Origin of the sequence: Massilia sp. DJPM01 (genome assembly GCF_030348125.1) — a bacterium.
Taxonomy (GTDB): domain Bacteria; phylum Pseudomonadota; class Gammaproteobacteria; order Burkholderiales; family Burkholderiaceae_D; genus Telluria_A; species Telluria_A frigida.
This window is the reverse complement of sequence record NZ_JAQOZV010000079.1, coordinates 1-26,826: the sequence shown is the minus strand read 5'-3', so window position 1 is coordinate 26,826 and position 26,826 is coordinate 1. Positions and strand designations below refer to the sequence as shown.

27 protein-coding genes and 1 tRNA gene are annotated in these 26,826 nt (G+C 64.4%); 17 read left to right on the top strand and 11 right to left on the bottom strand.

Going from position 1 to position 26,826, the window contains the following annotated elements; translation table 11 throughout:
• Positions 1–37: 37 nt before the first annotated feature.
• The 3 genes from PO883_RS31245 to PO883_RS31235 all read left to right on the top strand — a co-directional run bounded on the left by PO883_RS31245 (position 38) and on the right by PO883_RS31235 (position 3,594).
• Positions 38–949, top strand: coding sequence for a PAS domain S-box protein (locus tag PO883_RS31245; protein ID WP_289313236.1), 912 nt, complete (start codon positions 38–40; stop codon positions 947–949).
• Positions 950–975: 26 nt separating this feature from the next.
• Positions 976–2,934, top strand: a complete 1,959-nt coding sequence (locus PO883_RS31240) for an EAL domain-containing protein (RefSeq protein WP_289313235.1) — start codon at positions 976–978, stop codon at positions 2,932–2,934.
• Positions 2,935–3,231: 297 nt separating this feature from the next.
• A complete protein-coding gene (locus PO883_RS31235; protein WP_289313234.1) occupies positions 3,232–3,594 on the top strand; it encodes a hypothetical protein in 363 nt (120 codons plus the stop codon).
• On the opposite strand, the gene PO883_RS31230 is transcribed toward PO883_RS31235, so the two are convergent.
• Together PO883_RS31230 and PO883_RS31225 are read right to left on the bottom strand one after the other, a co-directional pair.
• Positions 3,591–4,799, bottom strand: a complete 1,209-nt coding sequence (locus PO883_RS31230) for a hypothetical protein (RefSeq protein ID WP_289313233.1) — start codon at positions 4,797–4,799, stop codon at positions 3,591–3,593. The two genes, PO883_RS31235 and PO883_RS31230, sit on opposite strands and share 4 nt — an antisense overlap.
• Before the next feature lie 57 nt (positions 4,800–4,856).
• The gene (locus PO883_RS31225; RefSeq protein WP_289313232.1) at positions 4,857–7,106 is read right to left on the bottom strand and encodes an ATP-binding protein; all 2,250 of its coding nucleotides are present in this window, start codon (positions 7,104–7,106) and stop codon (positions 4,857–4,859) included.
• A gap of 227 nt (positions 7,107–7,333) precedes the next feature.
• On the opposite strand from PO883_RS31225, the gene PO883_RS31220 reads away from it, so the two are divergent.
• Complete coding sequence (locus PO883_RS31220) at positions 7,334–7,783, top strand: hypothetical protein (RefSeq protein ID WP_289313231.1); 450 nt, start codon at positions 7,334–7,336, stop codon at positions 7,781–7,783.
• A 316-nt stretch (positions 7,784–8,099) separates the two neighbouring features.
• On the top strand, positions 8,100–8,837 hold the full coding sequence (locus tag PO883_RS31215; RefSeq protein WP_289313230.1) for a YdiY family protein: 738 nt from the start codon (positions 8,100–8,102) through the stop codon (positions 8,835–8,837).
• A gap of 12 nt (positions 8,838–8,849) precedes the next feature.
• On the opposite strand, the gene PO883_RS31210 is transcribed toward PO883_RS31215, so the two are convergent.
• On the bottom strand, positions 8,850–9,251 hold the full coding sequence (locus tag PO883_RS31210; protein WP_289313229.1) for a GFA family protein: 402 nt from the start codon (positions 9,249–9,251) through the stop codon (positions 8,850–8,852).
• 115 nt (positions 9,252–9,366) lie between these two features.
• Here PO883_RS31210 and PO883_RS31205 point away from each other — a divergent pair, with 115 nt between their 5' ends.
• Entirely contained in the window at positions 9,367–9,963 is a 597-nt protein-coding gene (locus PO883_RS31205) for an MFS transporter (RefSeq protein ID WP_289313228.1), read from the top strand.
• 113 nt (positions 9,964–10,076) lie between these two features.
• The gene (locus tag PO883_RS31200; RefSeq protein ID WP_289313227.1) at positions 10,077–10,613 is read left to right on the top strand and encodes a hypothetical protein; all 537 of its coding nucleotides are present in this window, start codon (positions 10,077–10,079) and stop codon (positions 10,611–10,613) included.
• Here PO883_RS31200 and PO883_RS31195 read toward each other — a convergent pair.
• Both PO883_RS31195 and PO883_RS31190 read right to left on the bottom strand, forming a co-directional pair.
• A complete protein-coding gene (locus tag PO883_RS31195; protein WP_289313226.1) occupies positions 10,552–11,142 on the bottom strand; it encodes a hypothetical protein in 591 nt (196 codons plus the stop codon). The genes PO883_RS31200 and PO883_RS31195 overlap by 62 nt on opposite strands.
• Complete coding sequence (locus PO883_RS31190; protein ID WP_289313225.1) at positions 11,129–11,719, bottom strand: ACP phosphodiesterase; 591 nt, start codon at positions 11,717–11,719, stop codon at positions 11,129–11,131. Before PO883_RS31190 ends, PO883_RS31195 begins: the two co-directional genes overlap by 14 nt.
• Positions 11,720–11,880: 161 nt before the next feature.
• Between PO883_RS31190 and PO883_RS31185 the strand changes: the two genes are divergently transcribed.
• Positions 11,881–12,522, top strand: a complete 642-nt coding sequence (locus PO883_RS31185; protein WP_289313224.1) for a hypothetical protein — start codon at positions 11,881–11,883, stop codon at positions 12,520–12,522.
• 20 nt (positions 12,523–12,542) lie between these two features.
• Here PO883_RS31185 and PO883_RS31180 read toward each other — a convergent pair whose 3' ends face one another.
• Together PO883_RS31180 and PO883_RS31175 are read right to left on the bottom strand one after the other, a co-directional pair.
• On the bottom strand, positions 12,543–15,272 hold the full coding sequence (locus PO883_RS31180) for a PAS domain-containing protein (RefSeq protein WP_289313223.1): 2,730 nt from the start codon (positions 15,270–15,272) through the stop codon (positions 12,543–12,545).
• Between the two features lie 251 nt (positions 15,273–15,523).
• Positions 15,524–16,327: an alpha/beta fold hydrolase gene (locus tag PO883_RS31175; protein ID WP_289313222.1), complete on the bottom strand. Its 804-nt coding sequence runs from the start codon at positions 16,325–16,327 to the stop codon at positions 15,524–15,526.
• A gap of 284 nt (positions 16,328–16,611) precedes the next feature.
• Between PO883_RS31175 and PO883_RS31170 the strand changes: the two genes are divergently transcribed.
• Positions 16,612–17,724, top strand: coding sequence for a DNA topoisomerase IB (locus PO883_RS31170; protein ID WP_289313221.1), 1,113 nt, complete (start codon positions 16,612–16,614; stop codon positions 17,722–17,724).
• 201 nt (positions 17,725–17,925) lie between these two features.
• Here PO883_RS31170 and PO883_RS31165 read toward each other — a convergent pair whose 3' ends face one another.
• The 4 genes from PO883_RS31165 to PO883_RS31150 all read right to left on the bottom strand — a co-directional run bounded on the left by PO883_RS31165 (position 17,926) and on the right by PO883_RS31150 (position 20,709).
• Positions 17,926–18,252, bottom strand: a complete 327-nt coding sequence (locus PO883_RS31165; RefSeq protein ID WP_289313220.1) for a DUF2809 domain-containing protein — start codon at positions 18,250–18,252, stop codon at positions 17,926–17,928.
• 46 nt (positions 18,253–18,298) lie between these two features.
• Complete coding sequence (locus PO883_RS31160; protein WP_167088647.1) at positions 18,299–18,532, bottom strand: hypothetical protein; 234 nt, start codon at positions 18,530–18,532, stop codon at positions 18,299–18,301.
• Between the two features lie 441 nt (positions 18,533–18,973).
• The gene (locus PO883_RS31155) at positions 18,974–19,360 is read right to left on the bottom strand and encodes a MerC domain-containing protein (protein WP_167088648.1); all 387 of its coding nucleotides are present in this window, start codon (positions 19,358–19,360) and stop codon (positions 18,974–18,976) included.
• A 161-nt stretch (positions 19,361–19,521) separates the two neighbouring features.
• Positions 19,522–20,709 carry a tetratricopeptide repeat protein gene (locus tag PO883_RS31150; protein WP_289313219.1) on the bottom strand — a complete coding sequence of 396 codons (1,188 nt, stop codon included), beginning with the start codon at positions 20,707–20,709 and terminating at the stop codon, positions 19,522–19,524.
• Between the two features lie 567 nt (positions 20,710–21,276).
• Here PO883_RS31150 and fusA point away from each other — a divergent pair.
• The 8 genes from fusA to PO883_RS31110 all read left to right on the top strand — a co-directional run.
• Positions 21,277–23,319, top strand: a complete 2,043-nt coding sequence (gene fusA / locus PO883_RS31145; RefSeq protein WP_289313218.1) for an elongation factor G — start codon at positions 21,277–21,279, stop codon at positions 23,317–23,319.
• 91 nt (positions 23,320–23,410) lie between these two features.
• Complete coding sequence (locus PO883_RS31140) at positions 23,411–23,908, top strand: hypothetical protein (protein WP_289313217.1); 498 nt, start codon at positions 23,411–23,413, stop codon at positions 23,906–23,908.
• Between the two features lie 4 nt (positions 23,909–23,912).
• Positions 23,913–24,320, top strand: a complete 408-nt coding sequence (locus PO883_RS31135; protein WP_167088652.1) for a hypothetical protein — start codon at positions 23,913–23,915, stop codon at positions 24,318–24,320.
• A 113-nt stretch (positions 24,321–24,433) separates the two neighbouring features.
• A tRNA-Arg gene (locus PO883_RS31130) sits at positions 24,434–24,503 on the top strand.
• A gap of 178 nt (positions 24,504–24,681) precedes the next feature.
• Positions 24,682–25,884, top strand: a complete 1,203-nt coding sequence (locus tag PO883_RS31125; RefSeq protein ID WP_289313216.1) for an integrase arm-type DNA-binding domain-containing protein — start codon at positions 24,682–24,684, stop codon at positions 25,882–25,884.
• A 10-nt stretch (positions 25,885–25,894) separates the two neighbouring features.
• On the top strand, positions 25,895–26,317 hold the full coding sequence (locus PO883_RS31120) for a hypothetical protein (protein ID WP_289313215.1): 423 nt from the start codon (positions 25,895–25,897) through the stop codon (positions 26,315–26,317).
• A gap of 50 nt (positions 26,318–26,367) precedes the next feature.
• On the top strand, positions 26,368–26,586 hold the full coding sequence (locus PO883_RS31115) for an AlpA family transcriptional regulator (RefSeq protein ID WP_289313214.1): 219 nt from the start codon (positions 26,368–26,370) through the stop codon (positions 26,584–26,586).
• Positions 26,583–26,826 (top strand): hypothetical protein (locus PO883_RS31110; RefSeq protein WP_289313213.1); only part of this gene is annotated, 244 nt, incomplete at its 3' end. The genes PO883_RS31115 and PO883_RS31110, both read left to right, overlap by 4 nt.

Genomic DNA, 26,826 nt, shown 5'->3' with positions numbered 1-26,826 from the left:
CTAAGTCCATTTACACCTTCACAAGGTGGGGTAGTCTATGTCCGAACGATTCCTGGCATCCGCATTGCCGCAGCACGAAGCCGCCGAACTTTACCGTCCGATGGTGGTCGGCCTGCGCGAGGTGGCGGTGTTCCTGATGGACCCGCTCGGCTATATTACCGTATGGAACCGCGGTGCCCAGGACATGAAGGGCTACACCGCCGATGAGGCCATCGGCAGCCATCTGTCGCTCTTGTATACAGAGCAGGACCGCGAGCGCGGCTGGCCGCAGCATAATCTCGGTTGCGCCGCCAAGAATGGGTTTTACAGCGAGGAAACCTGGCGCAAGCGCAAGGATGGCGGCCTGTTCTGGGCCCACATCGCCATCACCGCCCTGCGCGGCGACGACGAGCAATTGCTGGGATTTTCCAAGATCACCATGGATTTGACCCGGCACAGGCTGCTTGAACAGTGCGAGAAGGAAAAACAGGAGATCGACCTGATCCTTCGCGCGGCCCAGGCCGGTACGTGGAAGTGGCATGTCGATAGCGGCCAGGTCGAGATATCGCGCCAGCTGCTCGAACTGCTCGGCCACGATGGCCAAGCGCGCGAGCTCGATTTCGAGGCCTGCCTGGAGTTCGTGCACCCCGACGACCGCGCCCGCTTCCGCACCTTGCTGGAAGATGCCCGGCGCGATCCCTGCACGGCCCCCATTGAAACCGAGCTGCGCTTCCTGCGCCAGGATGGCGCATGCCAGTGGTTCTTCCTGCGCGCCAACTGGCACCGCGGCATCGAAAATGGCCCGATGCAGTTCCTCGGCGCCTGCGTCGGCATCGACAACCTCAAGCTGGCCGAAGAGGAAAAGCAACGCCTGCTGTCGCAACTGCGCCAGGAACGCGCGCGCTTCTCCGACATCCTGGAACAAATGCCCTCTGGCATCGTGCTGGCCGATGTTCCCTCGGCCGGCTGACCTACCAGAACCGGGCCGCCGCCAGCATGATGGGGCGCGATTTCTCCGGCATCGACAGTGTCCGCGACTATGACAACTACACCTTTGTCGATGCCAGCGGCGCGCGCATCCGGGCCGAAGACTTGCCGCTGACGCGCGCCGTGAACGGCCAGGGCAACCCGCGCACCCAGGACCTGGTGTATGAGCGCGATGACGGCGCACGCCTGCACCTGGACGTGACCACCGCCGCGATCATCGACAGCGACGGCGTGGCGCGGGTTGCCATTGCCGTGCTGCACGACGTCAGCAAGCTGAAACACATGGAACTGGCGGCCGCCGCCGGGAAGGAACGCGCCCTGGTCACGCTGGCGGCCATCACCGACGGCGTGATCACGGCCGACCGGGGCGGCGTCATCATGTCGGTCAACCCGGCCGCCGAGCGCATGCTCGGCATCGCCGAAGCGGCCGCGCGCGGCCTGCGTTTTCGCGACCTGCTGCACATCGAGGAATACGCCGCCAGCGACGCCACCTTTGGCGCCATCGAACGCTGCCTGGGCGAGCACCTGACCACCGACACCTTGCCGCATGCCACCCTGATCAGCCGCGACGGCCAGCGTTTCGCGGTCAAGAACGCCGTGGCGCCGGTGATCCTCGATGACGGCGAGCTGATCGGCACGGTACTGATCATCCACGACGTCACCGAATCGAAGCGCCTGCTGCGCCGGCTCGGCTTCGAGGCCAGCCACGACGCCCTCACCGGCCTGGTCAACCGGCGCGAATTCGAGCTGCGCCTGGAGCGCGCGATCGAACGCGCGCAACACCCGGGCGGAGCCTGCGCCGCCCTGCTCTACATGGACCTGGACCAGTTCAAGGTGGTCAACGATACCTGCGGGCACCAGGCCGGGGATGACTTGCTCAAGCGCCTGGCCGCCACTTACAGCGAGCACGTGCGCGAACGCGATACCCTGGCGCGCATCGGCGGCGACGAGTTCGCGCTCATCGTCGAGCATTGCGGCGTCGACGAGGCGACCGCGGTGGCCCAAAAAATCCTCGACGCCACCCGCACCTTCCGCTACGTCTGCAAGGGCCGCGTGTTCCAGTTGGGCGTCTCGATCGGCCTGACCCCGATCGACAGCGGCACCATCAACGTCGAGGAAGCGATGCGGCGCGCCGACCATGCCTGCTACATTGCCAAGGATCGCGGACGCAACCGCATCTACGTGCATTTCAAGGGCGACCTCGACTTCGCCCAGCGGCGCAGCGACATGCACTGGGTGACGCGCCTGACGCATGCCTTCCAGAACGAGCAGCTGCAGCTGTACTACCAGCCGATCCTGCCGCTCGACGATGGCGACAGCCCGCGCCATTACAAAATCCTGCTGCGCATGCGCAACGGCCGCAACGGGCCAATCGGTCCGTCCGTGTTCTTGCCGGCGGCCGAGCGCTACGACGTCATCGTCAAGATCGACCGCTGGGTGCTGACGCGCACCATGGAATGGCTTGCCAGCAATCCGGACCAGATGGACACGCTGGCCATGTGCAGCATCAACCTGTCGCGCCGCTCGCTGGGCGACCCCAGCTTTCACAAGTTCGCGGCCGACCTGATCGACGCCTCCGAGGTGCCGGCCGACAAACTGTGTTTCGAGATCACGGAAAATGGCGCGATCGCCGACATGCAAAAGACCATCGCCTTCATCGAAGCCTTCGCCGCGCGCGGCTGCCGCTTTTCGCTGGACGATTTCGGCACCGGCATGACCTCGTTTTCCTACCTCAAGCAACTACTCGTGAACTACATCAAGATCGATGGTTCCTTCATCCAGATGATGTCGTCCAGCCAGGTCGATTTTGAAATGGTACGTTTTACCAACGATATCAGCCACATGATGGGGCGCAAGACGATTGCCGAATACGTGAGCGACCCGGCCATCCTGGCCAGCCTGAAGACGATCGGGGTCGATTTCGCGCAGGGGTACTGGGTGGGCAAACCGCGTCCGCTCACACCCTGAGCAGGCGCGCTGCGGTGCGGCCGGGATCGGTATATAGTCGACACATGGTGCAATACTGTTGACCTTGGCTTCGTCGCTCCCCGAAGGGCTCGACGCCCCCGCGTGGGATCCAGGTTCTACGCTCCGTCGGCCCCGCGTGGGGTCCAAGTTACAACCGCAGCCGGAAGCTGAGCGTAGAACTTGGCCCCCCCCTTCGCGGGGGCGACGGTTTCGCAGTAGACGGTGTCATGAACGGTATGCCGTACGCGGCGACAGCGCCGCCAAACGCCGATTTGAGACTTCAGCAAAGGTCCGTCCATGGCAGATACGCCCTCCCCCGAGCCCGGCGCCGACGGCGACCCCGCGATCTGTTTCTCGACCTTGCTGTACCGCTTCCTGTTTTTCGACTGGCTGTTCCGCGACCTGGGCGCGGCGCGCGATGTGTACGAGCGGCACGCCGCGTTGCAGCATAACCGCCGCATGTGCCGCTATTTCCCTACCTACCTGCGGCGCTGGTCGGTGATGACCATGTTCGACTTCGGCATGGGTTGCCTGGCCGAACGGGCGCTGCAAGCCAGCCTGTGGTCGGCCTGGTTCTTTACCTGGTCGTGCGTGACCCTGACCGGGATGGTGGTCATTTCGGTGGCCTGGGCGTTCCTGGCCAACGCCAGGCTGCCTTAGCTGCCGTAGGCGATGGCGCCCTGCGGCTGGCCGTCGTCGCCGAAGCGCTGCGCCACCCGGATCGCGCTGATGCCGAGCGAACCGAGGGCATCGCACAGGTCGTCGACCTCGCCCTGCAGGTCGGCGGCCACGTCGAGCGGCTTTTCCAGCGAAGCCAGCAACACGCCGGCGGCGTCGCTCAGGTTGACCCGCATCACCATTTCATCTTCCACCGCGGCCGGTCCGAGCACCGCGCGCACCTCGCCAGCGGCAACCGCGCCCGCTTCCAGCACCGCGTTGACATCGCTGATCATGCGCAGCATCGCCAGTTCGGCCACGCCCTGCTCCTTGGCGCCATAGAACAGATCCTGGTACAGAAAATGCAGCTCGACCGAGGCCGGATCGGCCGCCAGGCAGCGCTTGACCAGCGGCCCGGCTTGCACCGTCCAGGCGCGGTAGCGTTCCATGCGCGCCTCGAACCAGGCATCGGCCTGCGCTTCGCCAGCCGGAGCCGCGTAAAACGGATCGTCGGCACGCTTCATTGCGAAGCCCAGCAAAAAGCGCAGTTCGACCGCCTGGTCGGCCGGGCCGAAATGGGTCGGCGCCCAGCCCGTCATGCTGCGTTCCAGCGCCGGGCGCGCTACCAGTTTCTTTTCGGTCATCGAGCCGGCGGCGTCGCGCACCATGTCGTTCAGGTGACTGTAGGTGATGGCGTCGACTTCATCGAGGTCGTAGGCGTGGCTGATCATCACCACCGTCGCTTGCGGGCTTTCCAGGCCGCCCTGCTTGAGGCTCTCGACCAGCTGCTCGAAGGCGTCGCCATCGGCAAAGCTTTCCGCTTCCTTCAGGCCGCCCGTACTGTGCACAAACACCGGCAGCGCGAAGGCGTTGATTTCCATTTCCGGACCGTTTTCGCGGCGCAGGGTGACAGTGCCGGCCGCTTCTTCGGTGCGCTCGCGCAGCAGCTGGTAGGCGCCGGCATCGGTGTAGCGCGCGCGTTCGATGGCGCCGTACAGCACTTCGTCGTTCTTCTTGCGCAAGGCGTTGCGCAGCAAGCGCCCGAATTCGACCTCCTTCAGGCGCAGCGCTTCGGCGTCGCCCTCCTCATCCTGTTCCTGTTCGGCCAGCGCGAGCGCGAAGTCGGCCAGTTGCTGGGCCAGTACGTCGTCATCCTCCTGCGCCGGAACGTGGGATTTGCGGGGAACGGGGCGCTTGTTTTTGGGCATGGGAGACGGAATGGATGGGGAAAGAGCCGACATGGTAACAAATTGCCCGGCCGGCGGCTAACTGCGCATGCTGACCGGACGGCGCCCGCCCGCCTTGCGCGGGCGGCTCAGCAGTTCCAGCACGTGCTGCGGATCGGCCGGCTTGGCCAGGTGGTGGTCGAAGCCGGCTTCGCGCGCGCGTTCGCGGTCCTGCGGTTGGCCGTAGCCAGTCAGGGCAATGAACAGCGCATCGTGGAACTGCGGCATCGCGCGCAACTGGCGCGCCAGGTCGTAGCCGGTGATGTCGGGCAGGCCGATATCGAGGATGAACACGTCCGGCGCTTCCGGCGCGGCCCAGGCCAGCGCCGCGCCGGCATCGTAATACGTGCACACAGTGTGTCCGCCGGCCGCTTCGAGGAACAGCGACAGGCTGATGGCGCCGTCGACATTGTCGTCCACGATCATCACGCGCAGCACCGGCCCGCGCGCGTCGCCACGCCGGTGCCGCGGCGGCAGCGGCGCGCTATCCCGCGGTTCGCACGGCAGCGTGACGGTGAAGCTGCTGCCCTGCCCCGGCCCCGGGCTGGACGCCGCGACGCTGCCGCCATGCAGCCGGACCAGGCTCTGGACCAGCGCCAGTCCCAGCCCGAGTCCGCCCTGCGCGCGGTCCGGCTTGCGCTCGCCCTGGGAAAACAGGTCGAATACGCGCGGTACCAGTTCCGCTGCCAGGCCTTCGCCGTTGTCGCTGACCGTCACCACCACGTGGCCATCCTCCACGGTGGCCTTGACCCCGATACTGCCCTTGGGCGGGGTGTACTTGGCGGCGTTGTCGAGCAGGTTGGCAAAAATCTGGACCAGGCGGGTCCTGTCGCCGCGCAGGCGGATCGGGGTTGGCGGCAGCGACAGTTCGACCCGGTGCTGCGCCGCCTCCACCAGGCCGTGGGTCTGTTCCAGGGCGCGGTCGAGGATGGCGTCGAGTTCCAGGTCGTCGATGTCGAGCGTGACCAGGCCGCGCGTGACGCGCGAGACGTCCAGCATGTCGCCCAGCAAGATGTTCATGTGCTCGACCTGGCGCGAAATGACCTCGCTGGCGTAGCGCACCCGCCTGGCGTCGTCCGGTTGCAGGCGCAGCAACTGGGCGGCGGTGCTGATCGGTGCCAGCGGATTGCGCAGTTCGTGACCGAGCATGGCGAGGAACTGGTCCTTGGCGCTGCTTTGCTGCTCGGCCATCTGGCGCGCGCTCTTTTCGGCCTCGAGCAAGGCCTGGCGGTCAGCCTCGGCGGTGCGCCGGTAGGCCTGGGCTTGCAGCATCTGCTCGCCCGCCGCATGCAGGGCGTTGTGCAGTTCATTCATCTCGGCCACGCGCGAGAAGACCTGGCGCGGGGCCTGGCCGGCGCCAAGGTCGGTGGCGGCCTTGACCGCGCGCGCGATCGAGCGCACGTGCTGGCGGCCGCAATACACGCCCAGCGCCGCCGCGCACAGCATCGCGGCCAGCAAGCCCATGGCGGCCACGAAGGCGGCGTGGCGCGCCGAGCGTTCGATCAGTTCGGCCGGCGCGGCCACGGCCAGGGTCCATCCGGACAGGCTCGAATGGGTGAACACGTCGAATGCTTCGATGCCTTCGACCGTGTGGTGGCGGATCTGTCCGCTGTGCGCCTTGCGTGCCGCCGCCGCCAGCTCGGGCCGGGCGGGCGTGCCGATCCGGCCCTCGTGGTTGAGGTTGCGCGCAATGAAGCGGCCCTGGGTGTCGATGATGGCGGCCAGCCAGCCGGGCGGCACGTCGACGCTGGCCATCAGGCGCGTGAAATGGTCGGTCGAAAACGCCACCGTCAGCACGTAGCGCTTGCCATCGTCGATCGGCACCGGCACGGTCAGCGTGGTCACCAGGCCCTTGATCACGGGGCCGTTCATGACGTCCGACACATAGGTTTTCTGGGTGGTGATCACGTGCTTGACCAGCGCCGGCGCGCCGCGCGTCGGCAAGGCGCTGCCGTAGGGAAGCGCGGTATTGATCAGTTGCCGGCCTTGCTCGTCGAGCAGCACAGTCCAGCCGGTGCTGCCGCGGTTGGCGCGCCGCGCTTGCGTATAGAAAGCCTTCAGGTCGCCATCCGCCAGCGAGGGCGAGCCGCCCAGCACGCGCAGGGCCGCTTCGGCGCTGTAGAGTTCGCGGTCGACCAGCAAGGCGATGCTGTTCGAGGTTTCCCTCAGTCCACGCAGCGCGGCCTCGCGTTCGGCGTTTTGCAGCAGGTCCAGCGCCAGCCCGGCGAACACCACCACCGGCACCAGGATGCCAGCGGCCATCAGGAACAAATAAGTCCGGATACGCATGCGAATTGCCGCCTGTCATAAACGCGGTAGATGAGCCCGCTTATGACGGATATTCTACGTTCCCCGTCGGACTCGTGCCGGTTCCGCCCAACCGTGCGCACCCGTTCGCATCAGAATATTTATGTCATTTTCGTAAGTTCAATGCAAAAACAACAGCGTGTGGTAACGAACAGATAGGTGCCGGCGAACTGCGGACAATGGACTCATTCGCAAACAGGAGCACGACCATGATTCACCCCGCCCTCACCCGCAGCATCTTCTTCGCCGGCCTGATGCTGTCGTCGACCGTGTTCGCCGATCCCGCGCTCGCGATTGTCAAGTGCATCGACAATGACGGCAAGGTCACGCTGACCGACGCGCACTGTCCGCAGCAGGCGCAGACCGTGGCGGCGGGCGGCGCCGAAGCGGCCACTGCCGACGAGGCGGGCGCGGAGGAAGGCCAGGCGATCGTCAGCGGCGAAGCGGCGGCGGCGACAGTCAGGGCGCTCGTCGTCGACCGCTACGCCGCCTCGCAAGCCCAACTGCCCCGGCGCGAGCTGCCGGTGGTGCGCAAGCCGGGCGCTGGCGGCGGACTGGCGCGCGACATCGCCACGCTCAAGGCAGCCCGCCATAGCCTGATGCTGCAAGACAGCGCCGCCCAGTCGGCCCGCTCGCAGCGCCTGGCTGGCTTGCAATAACAAGCGGCGCGCCGGGAAAGTGGCACGGGGTTGATGCTGACCGGCGCTGGCGCCGGGTAGTGGCGACGACTTCGACGTCAAGCATGTACGGCCGGGACAGGCGGTTCCTGGCGTCTTCCAAGTCCAGTCAGCCGCTTTCATGCGGCGACGCATATAGACTGCGAGCGTCAAAAGGAAGTTCAATCTTTTTTGCGCCACATGAACCGCACTGCCATCGGGATGGCATGCCATGGACCGCAAGACCGGCAACCGGACGGGCAGCCAAACCCGAGCTCGGTTACAATGCGGGCAATCTTTCACCCGCACCAACACGCTCATGAAACTCCTCCCGCTTATCGCGCTGGCCATGGCCTGCGCTCCCGCCTTTGCCGACGACCTCCCCGACGCCAGCTGGCACACTTCCGCCGAACTGGGCGCCATCAGTACCTCGGGCAATACCGCCGGCACCTCGGTCACCGGCAAGATCGATGCACGCCAGGAACTCGACGACTGGAGCAACCAGTACATTGTCGCCGGCCACTTCAAGGAAGACGAAGTCAACGACAGCGAGGGCAACAGCACCTCCAGGCGCTCGGCCGAACGCTATTCCCTGTCGGCCAAGGCGGCCTACAAAATGGTCAAGGAAAACGAAAAGCTGTTCGTGCTGGCCGCTCACGTGGGCGACAAGTTCGGCGCCTACAGCAGGTACAACACCATGGCGGTCGGACGCAGCACGCGCTGGTACGCTTCGCCGGCGGCGAGCGTCGACGTTGAAATCGGTCCGGGCTATTTCCGTGGCGAGCGCGCCACCGGCGAACCCGAAAGCGGCTTCACCGTGCGCGGCGCCGCCGCCATGCGCTGGCAGGTCAGCCAGAACGCGCTGCTCTCCCACATCGTCAGCGTCGAGCGCGGCACCTCGAACACCCATTCGATTGCCGAAGCGGCGCTGAGCACCAAGATCAACGGCACCATGCAGATGAAGGCGGCGTTTGTCGCCCGTAACGACACGAACGTGCCGGCCGACAAAAAGAACACCGACACCCAAACCTCGCTGACGCTCGTGTATTCGTTCTGAGCGCCGCCCGGGTCAGCCTTCGGCGCGGGTGTGCGCGTACTGCGGCGTGCCGTCGTCGCCGTGGTCCCAGGCCAGCCGATAGAAGGTGAAGGTATGGTCGCCCGGGACCAGCGGTTCCGGGTTGTCCAGGCTGCAGGTGGTGACGTCGATCTGGTCCGGACTGCCGCTATGGGCATCGGTCAGCTGGGTGCCGCAGGCGCCGCAAAAGGTGCGCGTGACGTCCGGACTGGAACGGTACTGCGCCGGCGTGCCGGCCGTGACGCGGTACTCCGCGTGCGCCACGCTGAACCAGGCCACATGCGGCGCCCCGCACGCGCGCCGGCACGTCGGACAGTGGCATATCGTCTGGTGAAACACCTGGTCCGACGTTTCGTAGCGCACCGCCCCGCAACAACACCCGCCCGCTAAGCTCATCACGTTTTCCCCGTATGGCATATGCAGGCCAGTGTAGCGCCGCGCGGCGGCGCATGGCGCCAGCTTTCCGTCACCCTGCCTGCAGCCTGGCGAGATTGCGCGGATAATTGCGCAGTTGAAACAAATCAGCGACGCCGATGACCTCCGCCTCCCCATTCCCGCCAACGTGATCGCCTACGAACAGCGGCAGCCGGTGCTGGCGCGCTTCCTGATCGGGCAAATTCTCGGGGTGTCGGCCGGCGTGCTGGTGGGCGGACTGGTGGGCGGGCTGGCGGCCGACGCGCACCAGTGGCGCCTGCCGTTCCTCTTGGGCGCGGCGATTTTCCTGCTCGTCGGGCTCGGTTTGCTGGCGCTGAACCGGCGCCTTCCGCCGCACGCCAGGACGGTGCGGCCGATCGCGGGCGGGGCCGTGCGCCACATGCTGGCCGAGTTCGGCCACATCGCCGCCCTGCCCTGGGCCCGGCTGGTGCTGCTCACGGCGTTTCTCGAAGGCGGCCTGCGGTACGGGCCGTTTGCCGTCATCGCCAGCCACCTGCACGCGCGGCACGGCATGTCGCTGGCGCTGGCCGGCGCGGTGATCATGCTGTTCGGTGTCGGCGGCTTCGCCTTTGCCATGGGATCGAAAGCCATGCTGCGCCGCCTCGGTGAAGGCGGACTGGCGCGCTTGGCTTGCTGGCCGTGGCGCTCCATTTTTCGCACCGCGTGCGGCTGAAGTAAGCCGCCGGACATGCATATCGAAAAGCCAATTTTGGGTTGGATTGCCGTGTTACATTGCGACTCCGGCATCCGCCAGGATGACCGTGATCATTCAACGTGAAGGATTACATGAAGCACTGGCTCATCGCAGCACTGGTTTTCTGGTCCGCGCCGGCATGCGCGGCAACGGCCAGCAGCACCACCCCCAAGGCCGACGTGGTGGCGCTCGAACAAGTGGTCGAGGCGTTTCGCACGGCAGTCGTCAAGAAGGATAAACCGGCCTTCATGGGCTTGCTGTACTCGGCCTCGATTCCGTGGATCGGCGTGGTCACCGATAACAGCGTCAAGATGGCCGACGAGCGCCGCAAGGCCCAGTCCAAACCGGGTATTCAAAAGATTTCCGGGACCGGCAGCGCGACCGCGTTCATCGACAACATCGTCGAGAGTGCGTATCCGGTGGACGAAACGGTCGACAACGTGCGCATCGAATCGAATGGCGATGTGGCCCAGGTCTATTTCGACTACAGCTACGTGTCCAATGGCTACAAATCGAACTGGGGCCAGGAGAGCTGGCAACTGGTGCGCACCACCCTGGGCTGGAAAATCAATTCGGTGATCTGGTCGATGGAATTGAACCCGGTTCCGCCGCCTCCACGTCCGAAATAAGCGCCCGCGGTGCGGCCACGCTGGCGTGCCCGCACAACTGCGCATAGCGCTCTTCCGACACACCGAGCCGGCGCAGCCAGTTGGTAAAATACAGCTGCAAGATGTCGCTGCGCGCATGCTTGCCGAGGTGGTGGTGCTCGAAATCCTTGCGGTTCTGGACTTTATCGGCGATCAGCATCTGGTTCACCTCGTCCACGCAGCTCAGTTCGATGGCGTCGTCCACGCGCTCGCAATGGTGTGATAAATAGGCATTGGCCACGCGCCGGTATTCCATCGCCAGCGCCACCACCACCGGATCGGGCTGGTGCGCGCCGAATACCGATCCGGGCGCCAGCGCGGCCAGCAGCGCGCCATCGTCCTGCACCAGCGGATGGATGCAGAACGCTTCCATGGCGCGCAGCGGGGCGCCGATGGCGCCGAGCAGCGCGATGCCTTCATCGATATGCGCGATCAAGAGCACGCCCGAGCGCTCGGCCCGGGTCTCGCCGTAAAACTGGCAAATCGCCGCGTAGTGTTTATTGTCTTTCATTGCGCTGGCTTTCTACAAAAGTGATCAATTCGGGGAAAAACACGTCGAAACCGTCGGCAATGGCATCGGCATGGCGTTTCAGGTCGTGCAGCGCATCGCGCATCACGTCGCCGTTTTTCGACAGGCGTGTCGAAATGCGCCGGATCGCGGTTTCGATGCCGGCATAGCTTTGGTAGGAACCGAGCCAGTCCTGCTCGATCATGTAAGGCGCGATCCGTGCCAGGTTGGGCGGCAGCACGGCCGCGTGGGTATCGAGCGCGCCATAAAAGCGCGCGATGAAGTCAAGCAGCGGCACATCGGAATAGCGCGCCCAGCGCAGGGCCAGCACATGGTCGTAATAGACGTCGAGCAAGATGCCGGAATAGCGCCGCCCCGGGCCGTCGAACATGGCCTTGGCGGACAGCACCACCGGGTGGCTGTCGGTAAAGGTATCGACCTTGCGGTGAATCAGGATTTCCGCTTCGGTGACGGCGCTGAACTGCGCACCCGCGTTCGGCTTCACGAAATCGCCCAGCAAGGCGCCCAGCATCGCCTCGTCGCTGTAACGGGCCAGATAGAGATGGGCGAGATAGTTCATGCACGGCCTGAAAATGGAATACCAGGGCGCAGGATGCCAGATTTCGGATTTTCTTGTGAGAAATGCGAAAAACGGCGATCTCGTGACATTTGAATAGTTTTTCCATATGGCATTTTGTGTACGATGCGCCTCCACGCTTTTTCTCTCACAACAGGTAAGCAATGAATATCAACACGATCGCTCTCTCCACCCTTGCCACCGTCCTGCTGGCTGGCTGCGGCGGCGGCGGTTCCTCCGGCGGCTCGCCAACCCCGTCCACGCCGACGCCCACGCCAACGCCTGTGGTCTCGAAACTGGCCGCTTACACGGGCAACTGGGTCGCCCCTTGCGACTCGCACGAGCTGGCGTCGATGGTCATCAGCGACACGCCCGGCGTGGCCGATTCGGTCGACATCGAGGTCAAATCCGATTACTACATGAACAAGGACTGCACCGGTGCCGTGGTCGGCAGCGAAAAGCTGAGCGCCAAGTTTACCGCCGCCTACAGCGGTAGCGCCGACACCGCCACCGTGCTCACCCCCGGCAGCCAGAGCGTTCCGCTCAAGCTCGACCTGCTGACCCTGCGCGCGCCGCGCCGCACCATGTCGATCGACGGTCCCGGCGTCGTGCACACGGTCAAGAACGGCCAGGCGCAATGGTGCATGAACTTTGCCAAGGGCGAATCGAGCTGCGTGCAGGACGAAGGCATCCTGGAAGCCCAGGGCCCGCTGAACGGCGCCTTCTATGCCAACGGCGGCAAGCTCTACCTGCTGAGCCCGAGCGGCAGCGTGTACAGCACCGACGAAATCTACACCCGCCGCTAACGCGCCCCGGGCGCCAGCGCCTACTGCACCGAGGTCATGGCATACCGGTTGCGGCCGCAATCCTTGGCCCGGTACAGGGCATCGTCGGCATGCTTGAGCAGCGTGTCGACCCCGGCCCGGCCGTTTTCGGCCGTCGCCACGCCGATGCTGGTGCTGACGATGCGCGCCACGCCATCGATATCGAACGGCTTTTCCATCACCTTGATGATCTTGCGCGCCACCACGGCGCACTCGGCCACGTTCTGCAAGCCTTCCAGCAGGATCACGAATTCGTCGCCGGCCAGGCGCCCCACGGTGTCGCTCTGGCGCACGCAGGCCGACAGGCGCCGGCCGAACTCGACCAGCACCATGTCGCCGCCGCTGTGGCCGAAGCTGTCGTTGATCGACTTGAACTTGTCCAGGTCCAGGTACATCACCGCCATCACGCTGCCATTGCGCGCGCTGCGGGTCTGGGCGCGGCCGATGCGCTCGGTCAGCTGGGTGCGGTTGGGCAAGCCGGTCAGCGCATCGAAACGCGCCAGCGCGCTCAGTTGTTCTTCCAGCAGCTTGGCATCGGTCACGTCGTTGACCAGGCCGGTCACGCCGACCGCCTCGCCGCCGGCGTCGACCTGGGGAATGTAGGTGGCCTGGTAGTGGCGCTTGTCGGCACCCTGCATGCGCGCAAAATCGAACTTGACCGTGTGGCCCGTCATGGCTTCGTCGAAGGCGCGCTGGTGCACCTCGGCCTCGGCGGCGGAAAACAGGCTGCGCACCAGGCTGCCGTGGATGCGCGCCAGCGGCCGTCCGAACCAGCTTTCGTGATGCCGGTTGACGAAGCCGAAGCGGCCCTCGCGGTCCATGAAATTGACCAGCGCCGGCAGGTTGTCGGTCACCGTGTGCAGCAGGCGCTGCTGCGCGGCCAGGGCCAGTTCGGCCGCCTTGCGCTCGGAGATGTCCATCACCATCGTGTAGAACCCGGCCACCTTGCCGTCCGCGCCGACATCGGGAATGTAGTCGGTCTGCAGGTAGCGGTTGCCCTTGAGCTCGGCGGCAGGACGCTCGAACGACACGCGCCTGCCGGCCAGGGCCGCCGCCATCTGGGCCGCGACCGCCGCGAACACCTTGGGCCCGAACACCTCGCTGACGGTGCGCCCCACAATCGATTCCGGGGCGATCCCGGTGATGGTGGCGTAGGCGCGGTTGCAGAAAGTGCAGCGATATTCGGTATCGACGTAGCCGATCAGCGCCGGCATGTTGTCGGCGATGGTGCGGATGCGCTTTTCGCTCATCGCCAGCACTTGCTGGGTGGCCTTCAGTTCGGTGATGTCGTCGACCAGCACGAAGTAGCCCTGCACCACCCCGGCGGCGTCGGCATCGGGGTTGTAGGCCACCCGGTCCCATTGCAGCACGCCATGGCGCAGCACCTGGCGCTCGAAGCGCACCGCGCGCCCGCTCAGGGCCGCGTCCAGGTACGGCTTGCTGACCTGGTAGACCGCCTCGCCGATCACCTCGCGCACGCTTTTGCCGATAATCTGGCGCGCCGTGATGCCAAAAAAGGCGCTGTAGCGCTCGTTGCCGAACACGAAGCGCTCGTGCTTGTCGACATAGCCGACCAGGGCCGGGACGTTATCAGCTACCATGCGCAGGTTGCGCTCGCTTTCGGCGACGGCGCGCTCGGCCTGGTCGCGCTCGGCCATCAGGGCATCGAACGCGCGCCACAGCTCGCCGATTTCATCGTCCGCGTACGGCGCGTCCGGCGCGTCCGGCGTTGGCGTACCACGCCCGGCCGCCATGCGCGCGCCCAGGCGCTTGAGCGGCAGCAGCTGGCGCTCGATCATCAGCCAGGCCACCGGCCCGATCACCAGCAGCAGCAAGGCCGCGATGATGGCCGCGTTCCAGCGCATCTTGCCGGCGAAGGCGAACGCTTCGGCGGTCGGGTACACGCCGCACAGCAGCCAGCCGGTCCCCGCCAGGCGCTGGTACGACACCAGCGCGTCGGCCCCGTTGTCGGCGGCCGAGCGCAGCGTGCCTTCGTAGCCGCCCAGGGCCAGCTCGAGCGAGGGCGCGCGCTTGCCGCCCTCGTCGATGCTGTGCAGGATGCGCCGTTCGTCGGGGTGCGAGACGAACACGCCCTCGCGCGTGAGAATATAGAAGTAGCCAGTCTTGCCGACTTGCCCGATCGACAATTCCTTGATGAAGCTGTCCCTGGCCAGGTCGATGGTGCCGACCAGGACGTGGCTGATCTGGCCATCCTTGCCGTGGATCGGCGCCGTCATGATCACCACCGGGCGGCCGCTGATCTGGCTGCGCAGCGGCTTGGAGATCACCGGGCCGTCGCTGCGGATGGTGTCGAGAAAATAGTCGCGCGTGGAAAAATTAAGCTGGCCGCGGCTATCCGGATAATCCATGTTGGCGACGTGCTCGCCCTGGGCGTCCAATACCGACATATTGGTAAAAAAACCATCCATGCTGTGATGCTGCTCCAGCTTGTCCTGGAACGCGGCCGACGGGTGCGGGCGGATTTCCAGATCGTGCGCCAGGCGCACCAGGGCTCGCTGGCGGTTCATGAATTTATTGTCCAGGTCGCGCGCCACCTGGCTGATCAGCGACGCTTCGCGCTCGCCCACCACCGTCTCGATGCCGCGCTGCACGATCAGCACCGCCGCGACAGTGAGCACCGTCGCGGTCAGGACGATCAGCATGCCAACGGCCAGCGAGAAGCGCGCTTTGAGCGAGATGGGGCCAGGAATCCAGCGGCGAGGGGTCAACATGTGGTGTGTGGCGATTGTCGGACGAGTTGTAAAGACGACGAATCGGCGGGGCTGGGCCGGGGAAGTAGCGCTGGCGGCCGCGCCTGCGGGCGCCAGCCGGTGCACGGCCGGCGCAGGGTTTGGCGCCAGCGGGCGGATGCTTTCGAGTGTACATTATTTCCACTGGAAAATATCAGCATGGGACGGAACAACAACAGTTTCAGCGGTGAATAATTGTGGCCTGCCAGGCGCCACGCATGCCGTGGCAGGCGTCAGCGCGCTGCGGCGATGGCCTGGGTGAACTGGCGTACCCGCGCGGGGATGGCCAGCACGTCGTGATGATCGTGCGCAAGGAACAACTTTGACCTGGGCAGGAGCCGGTGCAATTCCCGCGCCGAGGCCAGCGGGTGGCTTGGATCGCCGGACCACCCGACGATCAGCGCCGGGGTGGCCGCCAGCGCCGCCAGGGCCGCGCGCGGCGGCAGGTCGGACCCCGCCGCGCCCTCGAACAGGGCCAGCATGGCCGGCGCGCTCAGCCTGCGCACGCCGTGGCGGGCGGCTGTGGCCAGGTGGGGTGCGGCTTTGAGCAGCCAGGATGGCAGCGCGCCGCCTGCGTCGCTGGCGATGAGCCTGGCGAAACGCGCCTCGCCCATTTCCGCTGCAAGCGCGATGGCGCGCCGGTACAGGGCGGCTTGGGCAGCGCGCGCTTCCCACAGGGTTGGCGGCAGGATCAGCACGAGGCCAGCGACCCGTGCGGGCGCGTGCAAGGCGGCGTACAGCGCACTGGCACAGCCCATCGACCGGCCGCCGGCGATGAAGCTGCGCTCGCCGATGGCGTCGGCGATGGCCAGCATGTCTTGTCCCAACTGGGACCAGCTTGCCTGCGCGCAGGGCGCGCTGGCGCCATGGCCGCGCGCGTCATAGCGCACCAGGCGCAGCGAGGCGGGAAAGTGCTGCCACTGGAGGATATCGAGCGCGTCCTCCGCGTCCATGGACGACATCAAGCCGTGCGCCCAGAGGAACGGCACACCGCTGCCCGCAGAGCGGACGTCCAGGTCGAGGTCGCCGATGCGCATTCACAACTTCTCGGAAACGGTAGGGGAAGGAAATGTAGCACATGCTGGTCTTCGTTCCAATGGATGAGTACGTACCCATTGGCGGGCAAGACGGCGCTGATACTCGGCGCGATATCAAAAACCAATCAACGTGTACGCCGCGGACCATTCATGTCGATTGGCCCTCGCAGTTCAATATCGACTCGGAATCTGCCAAGCGAACCGCCGCTCAAGCCGGCCGCGTGTAGTATTTCACATGACATTGACAGCGCAACGCCTGTCTCCCCGCCACAACCGAGTCAACCATGAAAAGAGACGAACCCGGCGCCGCCGGCCCGGCCCCCTCCGGCGACGTGCTCGCCGCCGCCACATCGGCGGGATTGCGCTACGTCAGCGACAGCGCCCCCGGCATCAGGCGCAAGGCACAGGGCAAGAACTTCATCTACCTCGACGCCAGCGGCCAGACCCTCACCGACGACGACACCCTGGCACGCATCCGCGCGCTCGCCATTCCGCCGGCCTGGAGCGACGTCTGGATCTGCAAGCTGGCCAACGGCCATCTGCAAGCCACCGGGCGCGACGCCAAACGGCGCAAGCAATACCGCTACCACGCCAAATGGCGCAAGCTGCGCGATGAAGTCAAATACGAGCGCATGATCAGCTTCGGCAAGGCCCTGCCCGCGATCCGCCGCACCGTCGACGCCGATCTCAAGCGACCCGGCCTGCCACGCGAAAAGGTGCTCGCCACCATTGTGTATCTGCTGGAAGCGACCATGATGCGGATCGGTAACGAGGAATATGCGCGCCAGAACAAATCCTTCGGCCTGACCACCCTGCGCGACCGCCATGTGCGCATCGACGGCAAGGCGGTCGAGTTCCGTTTTCGCGGCAAAAGCGGCGTCTTCCACAACGTCAAAGTGGAAGACCGGCGCCTGGCGCGCATCATCAGCCGTATCCGCGACCTCCCGGGGCAGGAATTGTTTCATTATGAAGATGACGATGGCAACGCGCACACGGTCGACTCGTCCGACGTGAACGATTACCTGCGCGAGATCAGCGGCGAAGACTACACCGCCAAGGATTTCCGCACCTGGTCGGGCACGGTGCTGGCGGCGCTGGCGCTACAGGAGTTCGAAAAGTTCGACTCGGAAGCGCAAGCGAAGAAAAACATCGTGCGCGCGATCGAATCGGTGGCCGAAAAACTGGGCAACACGCCGTCGATCTGCCGCAAGTGCTATGTACACCCGGCAATCCTCGACGCCTATCTTGATGGCACCGTGCTCGACGCCATGCGCGAAAGCACCCGGCGCGAGCTGGTGGAGGATTTGCACGAGTTGCTGCCGGAGGAAGCGGCCGTGGTGGCGTTCCTCCAGCAGCGCTTGCAGGAACCCCCGACAAAACGCAAGGCGGCGGGCTAAGATCCGGGCAAGCAGGTGCCCGCCAGCAGCTTCCTGGCGCCGGGTCAGCGCTTGCCGCCTGGACGCTGGCGCCGGCGCAAGGTCGTTCCCAGTATCCCAAGCAATGAGATTAATTTGGCCTTCCTGGGTGGCATCGCCGCCTCCTCGATGTCGATGCGATTGTACGGTCTCGTACAACCATGATCCCGCGAGGCCCTCCACTTAACGCAGCATCGCCCGCGCCCGGTCCAGCAAGCCGCCGATTCCCACGCCCACGGTGTAGGCGACCAGGTCGCGCCAGTCGAAACCGCTGCCGAGGACCAGATGGCCCAGCTTGGTGGCGCGCACATGCCTGATCCATGGCGCCTGGTACAACTGCAAGAACTCGACCGCGAATGCGGTGCCCAGCGCAAGCACGACCAGGGTGCCGGTTTTCGCGCGCGGCAGGCAAAACGCCCACAACAGGAACACCAGCAAGGCCCACAGCGCATCGCCGGGATAGTTTCCGAAGTAATGCGACAACACCGAGGGATATTTACGGGTCGCCATACCGCACGCGACCACGATCACACATCCGGCGGCAATCCAGCGGCGGTCACGCACCATCCTGGCCACCCTGTTTCTGCAAGAATTTTTCTATTTCAGCGAGGGTGCGCGCCTGGCGTTCCGCACTGCCGGCGTCGCCCATATCATTGTGGCGCACGTTGCCGATCGCGCCCGCGCTCAGGAAGACAAGCCGGCATGGCCATGCCGGCGCGACGGCCGCCACGGCGGCGCACGACAGCACGGAAGACAAGGCGCCGGCGGCGCACAATTTCAAAGCGAACATCCGGGCGATCCTGGTCTGAAAATCAAAGCCGTCCATGATACAAGAAAGCGCACCGCCCGGATGAGCGAATTGCCAGCCTTGCCCGCGCCGCCGTGTATCATCGGCGCTTTCTCTTTTGAATCGATTCCACATGCCTGCCTACATCTGGTCCTGTCTCGGCTGCGGAGCGGCGAATGCCCCCGGCGCATCCGTGTGCGCGCAGTGCACCTGCCCGGCGTGCGCCTCGACCGCCCGGATAACGGCCTGTCGCGATGCGTGGCGTGCGCGGGGAGGCACCGTGCTTGCCGGCGCCGGCAAACTGCCGGAAGCCGGCGACAACGATGTCCCCAAGGCGCTGTGGCATGTCGCCTGCCGGACGCTTTGGCTGCTCCTGGGAAGTGGTTTCATGGCGGATTAGGGCGTTATCCCGGCGCGTGCGGCGTGACGCCGGGCACCGGCAGGTCAGCAGCAGCCGGGCTGCTTGGCCAGCGTGCAGCCGGCGCAGAAGGAACGGTTTTTCAGGTGGGCGGCGAAGATGAACAGGCCGCCGATGCTGGTCAAGATGGCTTCGGCGCCGTGCCCGTAACGGGGTCCGGCAACCAGCACCGCCGCGCAGCAGCAGGCAAATCCGCAAGCGCCCAGCGCGAGCACGAGGGCGCGCCGGTGCTGGCGAAAGCCGGCCACCAGGGCAACCAGCGCCGGCAGCGCGACCAGGATCAGCAGCCAGGCATGCAGGCCATCGTCATGCGGGAACCAGTTCATCAGGGGAAACACGGCCAGCAGCAGCGGCGGGCCGAGGCAGTGCAACAAACACAGTGCGGCCGCCGTCATCCCGGCGTAGTCCGCCACTCCAATTACTCGTTTTATCATCGCCCTGACCAGACTTGCGCTAGCGCTTGGTGCAACTGTGTTGCAAAACGCGATGATAGCCCAAGCCGGGCGCAAATGCAACCGGATTGCATATGCGCCCGGCCCGGCGCGCGCCGGCATCGCGCGTCAGTCCACGCCGCTCAGGAGCGGCCGGCGGTCCTGCGGTTGACGATCCACTCGCCTAGCGGCGCATCGCTGTCGCAAGGCGTATTGGCATTGTTGGCCGCTTCCTGCAGGCGGTTGGCCTGGCCCGCGTTCTTGGCCACGCCATCGCCGTGACGCAGCGCTTGCGCGTAACGGCAGCGCCCGAGCGGATGGCCGGCATCAGCGGCTGTCTTGTACAGTTCCGCGGCCGCCGTTTTGTTGGAGCGCACGCCCCAGCCCTTGAAAGTCATGTCGGCCAGGTTGACCGTGCCTTGCGGATTGCCGCCGTCGTGGGCTTGCTTGAACAGGGCCACGGCCTTTTTCTGGTCCTTCGGCACGCCTTCGCCGTAGCGGTAGGCGCTGCCGAGGTTGTTCAATGCCATCGGGTCTCCCTGCGTGGCGGCGCGCTGGTACAAGGCGGCGGCCTTGCGCTTGTCGGCCTTGACGCCGAAGCCCAGGCTGTACATCACGCCCAGGTTGTACAGTGCATCGGCATCGTTGCCGGCGGCGGCGGGTTCCAGCCACTGGCGCGCCCTGGCGTAATCGCGCTCCTTGTCGCCACCCTGCAGATACATCTTGCCCAACTGGGACTGCGCGGGCACCAGCGCCGCCGGGCCGCTGGCCGCGTCGGTCAACAGCGTCATGGCGCCGGCGCGGTCCTGCGGTACGCCCACGCCCGATGCCAGCGCCAACCCGGCATTGAACGCGCAGCGCTTGTCGCCGAGCGCGGCGCATTTGCGCCAGTAGGCCACGGCCTTGGCCGGGTCCTTGCCCACGCCATCGCCCTTGCTGTAGCGCTGGCCGAGCTGGAACTGGGCTTCCGGATAATTGGCATCGGCCGCCTTGTGCAGCCAGGTCAGCGCCTTGGCCACGTTGGGTGCGCCGGTGTCGCCATCGCTCTCCATCACGCTGATGTTGAACTGCGACTCGCCGAAGCCTTGCTCGGCGATCCCCAGCCATTCGGAATACGCGAGCGCCTTGTTGCCCGCCTGATAGGCCTTGAACGCGCGTTCGCGCCGCAGTTCGCCTTCCGGGGTCAATTTGCCATTGGCGACCAGGCTGCCCGGGGCCGCGCTGGCGCCGGGCGATGCCGCATCCGCCGTTCCGGGTTCCTGGGTGGCGCAGGCTGAGAGCGCCAGCGCGGCGATCAGGGCGCACGCATAGCGGCTGGAGAGGTGTTTCATAGTCAAATTCCTGCTGTGTTTTGCGATGTTGTCGGACACTCGCGCGGCATGTGCGCGCCAGCGTAAATAGTGATTGTGCAACTGAGCAGCATTTTCACATCAGAGCACGTAGAAATGTTGGTCATATTCAATGTTTTGACAAAAATACCGATCCCGGCATGCCGGCGACGGGCGGGAAAGCCCTTCCGCGTGACGAATCAACAACAAAATCAGTCCTTGACATTTCTCAAACAGGGTAATAAGCTTCCGGCCATGAACTCAATGGACATCCTCTTTTTTACCTTCGCCCTCCCGGCACGTTGCTCACAACGTCCCGGGCCGCGACAGTGCGCCCCTTGATTCGCTCTTGACGAGCACCCATCAAAAAAGGCCCACTTCGGGCCTTTTTTGTTTTCGCAGTTCCGCTTTTCCATACCCACACACAGTAGTTGCCTAGGAGCACATATATCATGAAGTCAGCCGATGTAGAACGCGCGCGGGATCACTGAACAAGGGTGGTCGCATGGCTCCCGCGGCGCTTGTCCCCAAGACAAACCACGACCGCCCGCTATGCAAGAAAGCACCATCATGACTGCGACTATCCTTCGCGCCAACGCGCGCAACTTCGGTATCATTGCCCACATCGACGCTGGCAAGACCACCCTGTCCGAACGCATCCTCCTGAAAACCGGCGAAATCCATCGCACCGGCGAAGTCCACGAGGGCACCGCCACGATGGACAGCATGGACCTCGAAAAAGAACGCGGCATCACCATCGGCGCGGCCGCCACCCGCTGCGCCTGGAACGGCCACGCCTTCACGCTGATCGACACGCCCGGCCACATCGACTTCGCCATCGAAGTCGAACGTTCGCTGCGCGTGCTCGACGGCGCCGTCACCGTGCTATGTGGCGTGGCCGGCATCCAGCCCCAGACCGAAACGGTCTGGCGCCAGGCGCAGAAACACGGCGTGCCGACCATTGTGTTCATCAACAAGATGGACCGCACCGGCGCCGACTTCGGCCGCGTGGTGGGCCAGATCGCGTCGCGCCTCGGCGCCCTGGCCGTGCCTTTGAGCATTCCGGTCGGCGCCGGCGATGCCTTCGAAGGCACCATCGACGTGCTCGGCAAGCGTTTCCTCGCCTGGGATGCGGCTGGCGCGATGCGTTCAAGCGCCCTGCCCGCGCATCTGCAGGCGGCGGCCGAGGCAGCCTATGCGCACGCCGCCGCCGTGGCGGCCGATGCCAGCGACGCGCTCACGCTCGCCTTCCTGGCCGACGACACGCTCTCGCCGGCCGATGTGCGTACCGGCCTGCGCGCCATGACGCTGGCGCGCCGCGCCGTGCCGGTGCTGTCCGGCTCGGCGTACCGCAATGCCGGCATCGAGCCGCTGCTCGACGCCGTCATCGACTGGCTGCCTTCGCCCGACGAGCGCGCCGCCCCGGTGGCGCGCCTGGACGGTGAAACGCTGACGGTTGGCACCGGCGACGCCGATCCGCTGGCGGCGCTGGTGTTCAAGGTGGTGCACGACGACCACGGTTCGCTGTCGTATGTGCGGCTGTACGGCGGCACCCTGCGCGAAGGCGATGTGGTGTGGAATGCCTCGCTCGGCGCGACGGTGCGCGTGGGTCGCCTGTATGTGATCCATGCGGACCGCCGCACCGGTGTCGCCCAGGCGCAGGCCGGCAGTATCATTGCCATCGCCGGCCTGAAGGATGCGTTGACCGGGCATACCTTGTCGACCAGGGCCGTGCCGCTGGTGCTGGAAACCATTCATGCAGGTGAACCGGTGGTGGCACTGGCGATCGAACCCGGCAAGGGTGGCGACCGCGCCAGGATGCTCGCCGCGCTCGACCGCTTCCGTCGTGAAGACCCGTCTTTGCGCCTCGGAAGCGATCCGCTCAGCGGCGAAACGGTGCTGTGGGGCATGGGCGAACTGCATCTGGACGTGGTGCTGGAACGTGTGCGCCGTGAAACGGGCGTGGAAGTCACGGTGGGTGCGCCTCAGGTGGCCTATCGCGAAACCATCGCCGGGCCCGCGGTGGAACTGGAAGGCAAAGTGTCGAAGCAAAACGGCGGCAGCGGGCAGTATGCACGCGTCGTGTTGCGGGTTGAACAGTTCGATGGCGTGTTTGCTTTCGAGAATGCGATCAAGGGCGGTGTGGTGCCTGTGAACTTCATTCCGGCCGTCGAAAAAGGCGTGCGGCAAGCGCTGGCGCAAGGTCCTCTCGGCTACCCGGTCACGGGGGTCAAGGTGACCCTGCTCGATGGCGACTACCACGCGGTCGACAGTAACGACATGGCGTTCGCGGTGGCGGCCAAGGAAGGCACGCTGGCTGGGCTCAAACGTGCCCATCCGCTGATGCTGGAACCGGTCATGACGGTGAACGTCGATGCGCCGGCCGTGAATGCGGGCGATGTCATCGGCGACCTGCAACGCCGTGGCGGCAAGGTGCTCGGCATCGAAGAGCAGACCGGCCGCGTCGAAGTGGTTGCCGATGTGCCGCTGGCGAACCTGTTCGGGCACACGACCAGTTTGCGCTCCTTGTCGCAAGGCCGGGCGTTTGCCAGTGCGGTGTATGCACGGCACGCGCCGCGCATGCAGCAGCGCGCCGAGGCAGTTGCTGCGTAAGTATGTTGTAAAGTAAGTTCGGGGCCGGGAAGCGATTTCCGGCCCTTTTTTCCGCGCTCTGCGCTGCAATCTCACTAATAAAGACAAGCTCATGGAATGGCGCATACATCCCGCCCTGGCGGGCAAGCTTCACCCCAGCCATCCGGACGACATTCAGGTCATCATCCACGACGGCGGCCGCCGCATGACCAGTGCGCATCCCGAACTCGCATGGGTGAGCATCACCGGCGTCGCAGGCGATATTTTCAGCGGACGGGCGATCATCGCTCCGACGCAGCTGGAAACGGTGCGCATCAATCAATCGATCCGCTTCATCGCCACCGGCACCGGCCATCCGGTGATGGTCAGCGAAAAGTACCTCAAGGAACGCGGCTCGTGGCTGATCCACGGATGCAGCAAGTGCGGCTTCGCGGAACTGTTCGACGCGCCATCAGATTTAATCAAGGTCATTTTCCCAGCCTTGCCGGCCGACGCCGCGCTAGAGACATTCACCTCGTTTTGCCCTTTGTGCGACGGGGTCCAGGCGATCGCATCGCGCAATGCACCGCCGCCGGACAGCGAGCGGCCCTGGTGGAAGTTGTGGGGCTGATCCGATGGAAATTGCTTTGGTGATAAGGGGCGCTCGCGGCGTGCCGCTACGCACACGCTGCACCGGTGCCGGGCGCTTCGTCCGCCAGATGGGGCCGCCCGGCCGTTTTGGGGTGATCGATCTGGTGTTGGAACCAGAACCGACATATGGATGCACGCTCAGCTGGGAAGTGTCTGAGGAACAGATTCCTCTCCTGTTCCTCGACGCGGTGATCAGCAGCATCAAGCATGTGCTGTCGGAAGACGCATTCGACGGCGACTATCTCAGCGGCTGCCGCATCCGCATCGTGGACGGCGCCTACAACAGCACCGACTCCAAGATCAGCTGTTATCAGATGGCGACTGTGATGGCCATGCGGGACGCGCTGCGCGCGGCAGGACTGTATGCACCGGCCGATTCAACGGCACCATAAAATAAAACGTTTTTCGCCAGTGCATTGAGTAAAGTTGGCAAAGCTGCTAGTCTGATCGCCTGAGCGTTGATTTTCATCAATGCTGCTGGGCGCCGCGTCCATGCAAACAATTCCGGAATAACTCAATGGCAGAGAACTCGGCTTCTAACTGAGTAGGTGCTGGTTCGATTCCAGCTTCCGCCTTCAGAACCTTGTTTTACCCTGTATCACCTCATATCACAACCCGCATGTCTCATAGGTCTAGCGCGATTTTTCTCGTCGAATACCGTCGCACCCGATATCATTCCATCGCAACAAGATACCGTAACTTTTTACGGTATCCCAGAGGATGAATTTTTTAGATACCGTAATAGGGGTGAGAATGGCACTGACAGACACGTTCGTAAAGCAAGTAAAGCCGATGAAGCCTTCGGGCGACAAGTACGCCGATGGCCACAACATGTACTTGTTCGTGAAGGGCGCGGGCAAATACTGGCGCATGGACTACCAGCATTTGGGGAAGCGCAAGACCTTGGCGATGGGTGTGTACCCTGCTGTCAGTCTCGCCAAGGCGCGCGCGCGGCGTGCGGAAGCGCGGGAACTTCTTGCCGACGGCATTGATCCGGCGCAGGCAAAACGTGAGCATAAAGAAGCGCTTACCATTGCAGCAGTACATACGTTCGAAGCAGTTGCACGTAGCTGGCTGACGAAGACGGCGGCTGAGCGTGCAGAAACCACGCAGATCAGAGTGACAGGGTGGCTGACGAAGGACGTGTTTCCACACATCGGGGCGATGCCGATTTCCACCATCAAGCCGCGTGACGTGCTGTCTGCTGTACAGAAAATGGAGGCTCGTGGCGCGGTTGAATCTGCGCATCGGGTCAAGCAGGTCTGCGGCCAAGTTTTTCGATTTGCGGTCGCGACCGGCTTGGCAGAGCGTGATGTGACTGCCGACCTGAAAGGGGCATTGGCAACGCCAGTCAAAACCAACTACGCCTCGATCACCGAACCAAAGGAGGTAGGGAAATTGATGCGCTCAATTTACGGTTACAGCGGCCACCCATACGCGGTCGCCGCCTTGAAACTGTCTCCGCTTGTTTTCGTCCGGCCGGGTGAACTGCGCGGGGCTGAATGGGCCGAACTCGACTTGGACGGCGCTGAATGGCGCATTCCGGGCCACAAGATGAAGATGAAAAGCGATCACATCGTCCCCCTGTCCGAGCAGGCGGTCGCGATCTTGCGCGCGGTCCACCCGATGACGGGCCATCGCAAGTATGTTTTCCCCAGCATCCGCACGGATGACCGAAGCATGAGCGAAAACACGGTGAACGCTGCTTTGCGTAGCATGGGCTATGCCAAAGACGCCATGACCGCGCATGGATTCCGGGCGATGGCACGCACGATCCTTGACGAAGTGCTTGAGGAGCGTGTGGACTTGATCGAACACCAATTGGCGCATGCGGTTAGAGACCCAAATGGCCGTGCATACAATCGTACCGCACACTTGCCCGCCCGCCGCCTCATGATGCAGCGTTGGGCTGACTACCTCGACAAAATTAGGGTCGGGCACGAGATTAACCTTTAAGGATATAGAAATGTTAAGTAAAAAGAAGGCTGGTCGCTTGCCCAGCATGGAAACGCGTAAGCCAGTCGGTGAGTTCGCTGCATTTTGCCGCGCTGCGCTGGACAGCCCAAAAGGGTACACATGTTTCAACCCTGGTGACGACGAAGAGACGCAGGTTTACTTACACGCGGATAACGTCGCAAACCTCGCGGTCCGCGCATTGGAAATGTTTGCCCAACAAGGCAGTCACTTCCATCGCGACGGTGAAATTGATCGTCTGATGGCACGAACCGACGTCAACGCCCTCCGCAAAAACGGCGAGTCGTTCGAGGCAGCAGTGAAGTGTGTCGCCGCCAAGTGGGGCGTGAGTGACCGAACACTCAGCCGAATGATCGCTACTGATAAAGTGGCACCTCCTGTCAAAGCGGGTACACCTTCTGTCAGTGACTTCTAAAAGTGGGCCTGTTGTAATGCCTCCTGTTGTCACTTACTGGAGATTACGACATGGCAGGACGCGTTATGCGGGTCGCGGAGATCGCGACCACTAAAGAGAAAGCGGGCATCTTGCCCGTCAGCCCGGCGACCATCTGGCGCTGGGTGCGGGACGGAAAGTTCCCGAAACCCTTCAAGATCGGTGCTGGGGTGACCGTGTGGCATGCGGCGGAGGTAGAAGCATTTGTCGCGGGCTGTGCCGCACTGACTCACCTCAAGGTTGCCGAATGATCGGCCACGCAATCCACGTCGAAAACGTACCGCGAGTTGCGGACAGCGTACTCGACGCTTGCGGCGACTTCGACGCTCAGTACGATTCCACGTTGCCGCACGCGACGACTGCACCGAGCAGCAACGGTCGTCCGGTCCGGGATCGTACATTTTCCCCATCACGGCCGATCCCTGCAACCCACACCACGTCGGCTGGTGCGCTCAAAATCGAGGAATCCGTCGCTGGCGAGATCAGCGTTG

Excerpts from the sequence above, each read along its gene's own strand:
- PO883_RS31245 (WP_289313236.1), top strand. The coding sequence starts at position 38 with ATGTCCGAACGATTCCTGGCATCCGCATTGCCGCAGCACGAAGCCGCC.
- PO883_RS31240 (WP_289313235.1), top strand. The coding sequence starts at position 976 with ATGATGGGGCGCGATTTCTCCGGCATCGACAGTGTCCGCGACTATGAC.
- PO883_RS31235 (WP_289313234.1), top strand. The coding sequence starts at position 3,232 with ATGGCAGATACGCCCTCCCCCGAGCCCGGCGCCGACGGCGACCCCGCG.
- PO883_RS31230 (WP_289313233.1), bottom strand. The coding sequence starts at position 4,799 with ATGCCCAAAAACAAGCGCCCCGTTCCCCGCAAATCCCACGTTCCGGCG.
- PO883_RS31225 (WP_289313232.1), bottom strand. The coding sequence starts at position 7,106 with ATGCGTATCCGGACTTATTTGTTCCTGATGGCCGCTGGCATCCTGGTG.
- PO883_RS31220 (WP_289313231.1), top strand. The coding sequence starts at position 7,334 with ATGATTCACCCCGCCCTCACCCGCAGCATCTTCTTCGCCGGCCTGATG.
- PO883_RS31215 (WP_289313230.1), top strand. The coding sequence starts at position 8,100 with ATGAAACTCCTCCCGCTTATCGCGCTGGCCATGGCCTGCGCTCCCGCC.
- PO883_RS31210 (WP_289313229.1), bottom strand. The coding sequence starts at position 9,251 with ATGAGCTTAGCGGGCGGGTGTTGTTGCGGGGCGGTGCGCTACGAAACG.
- PO883_RS31200 (WP_289313227.1), top strand. The coding sequence starts at position 10,077 with ATGAAGCACTGGCTCATCGCAGCACTGGTTTTCTGGTCCGCGCCGGCA.
- PO883_RS31195 (WP_289313226.1), bottom strand. The coding sequence starts at position 11,142 with ATGAAAGACAATAAACACTACGCGGCGATTTGCCAGTTTTACGGCGAG.
- PO883_RS31190 (WP_289313225.1), bottom strand. The coding sequence starts at position 11,719 with ATGAACTATCTCGCCCATCTCTATCTGGCCCGTTACAGCGACGAGGCG.
- PO883_RS31185 (WP_289313224.1), top strand. The coding sequence starts at position 11,881 with ATGAATATCAACACGATCGCTCTCTCCACCCTTGCCACCGTCCTGCTG.
- PO883_RS31180 (WP_289313223.1), bottom strand. The coding sequence starts at position 15,272 with ATGTTGACCCCTCGCCGCTGGATTCCTGGCCCCATCTCGCTCAAAGCG.
- PO883_RS31175 (WP_289313222.1), bottom strand. The coding sequence starts at position 16,327 with ATGCGCATCGGCGACCTCGACCTGGACGTCCGCTCTGCGGGCAGCGGT.
- PO883_RS31170 (WP_289313221.1), top strand. The coding sequence starts at position 16,612 with ATGAAAAGAGACGAACCCGGCGCCGCCGGCCCGGCCCCCTCCGGCGAC.
- PO883_RS31165 (WP_289313220.1), bottom strand. The coding sequence starts at position 18,252 with ATGGCGACCCGTAAATATCCCTCGGTGTTGTCGCATTACTTCGGAAAC.
- PO883_RS31160 (WP_167088647.1), bottom strand. The coding sequence starts at position 18,532 with ATGTTCGCTTTGAAATTGTGCGCCGCCGGCGCCTTGTCTTCCGTGCTG.
- PO883_RS31150 (WP_289313219.1), bottom strand. The coding sequence starts at position 20,709 with ATGAAACACCTCTCCAGCCGCTATGCGTGCGCCCTGATCGCCGCGCTG.
- fusA (WP_289313218.1), top strand. The coding sequence starts at position 21,277 with ATGACTGCGACTATCCTTCGCGCCAACGCGCGCAACTTCGGTATCATT.
- PO883_RS31140 (WP_289313217.1), top strand. The coding sequence starts at position 23,411 with ATGGAATGGCGCATACATCCCGCCCTGGCGGGCAAGCTTCACCCCAGC.
- PO883_RS31135 (WP_167088652.1), top strand. The coding sequence starts at position 23,913 with ATGGAAATTGCTTTGGTGATAAGGGGCGCTCGCGGCGTGCCGCTACGC.
- PO883_RS31125 (WP_289313216.1), top strand. The coding sequence starts at position 24,682 with ATGGCACTGACAGACACGTTCGTAAAGCAAGTAAAGCCGATGAAGCCT.
- PO883_RS31120 (WP_289313215.1), top strand. The coding sequence starts at position 25,895 with ATGTTAAGTAAAAAGAAGGCTGGTCGCTTGCCCAGCATGGAAACGCGT.
- PO883_RS31115 (WP_289313214.1), top strand. The coding sequence starts at position 26,368 with ATGGCAGGACGCGTTATGCGGGTCGCGGAGATCGCGACCACTAAAGAG.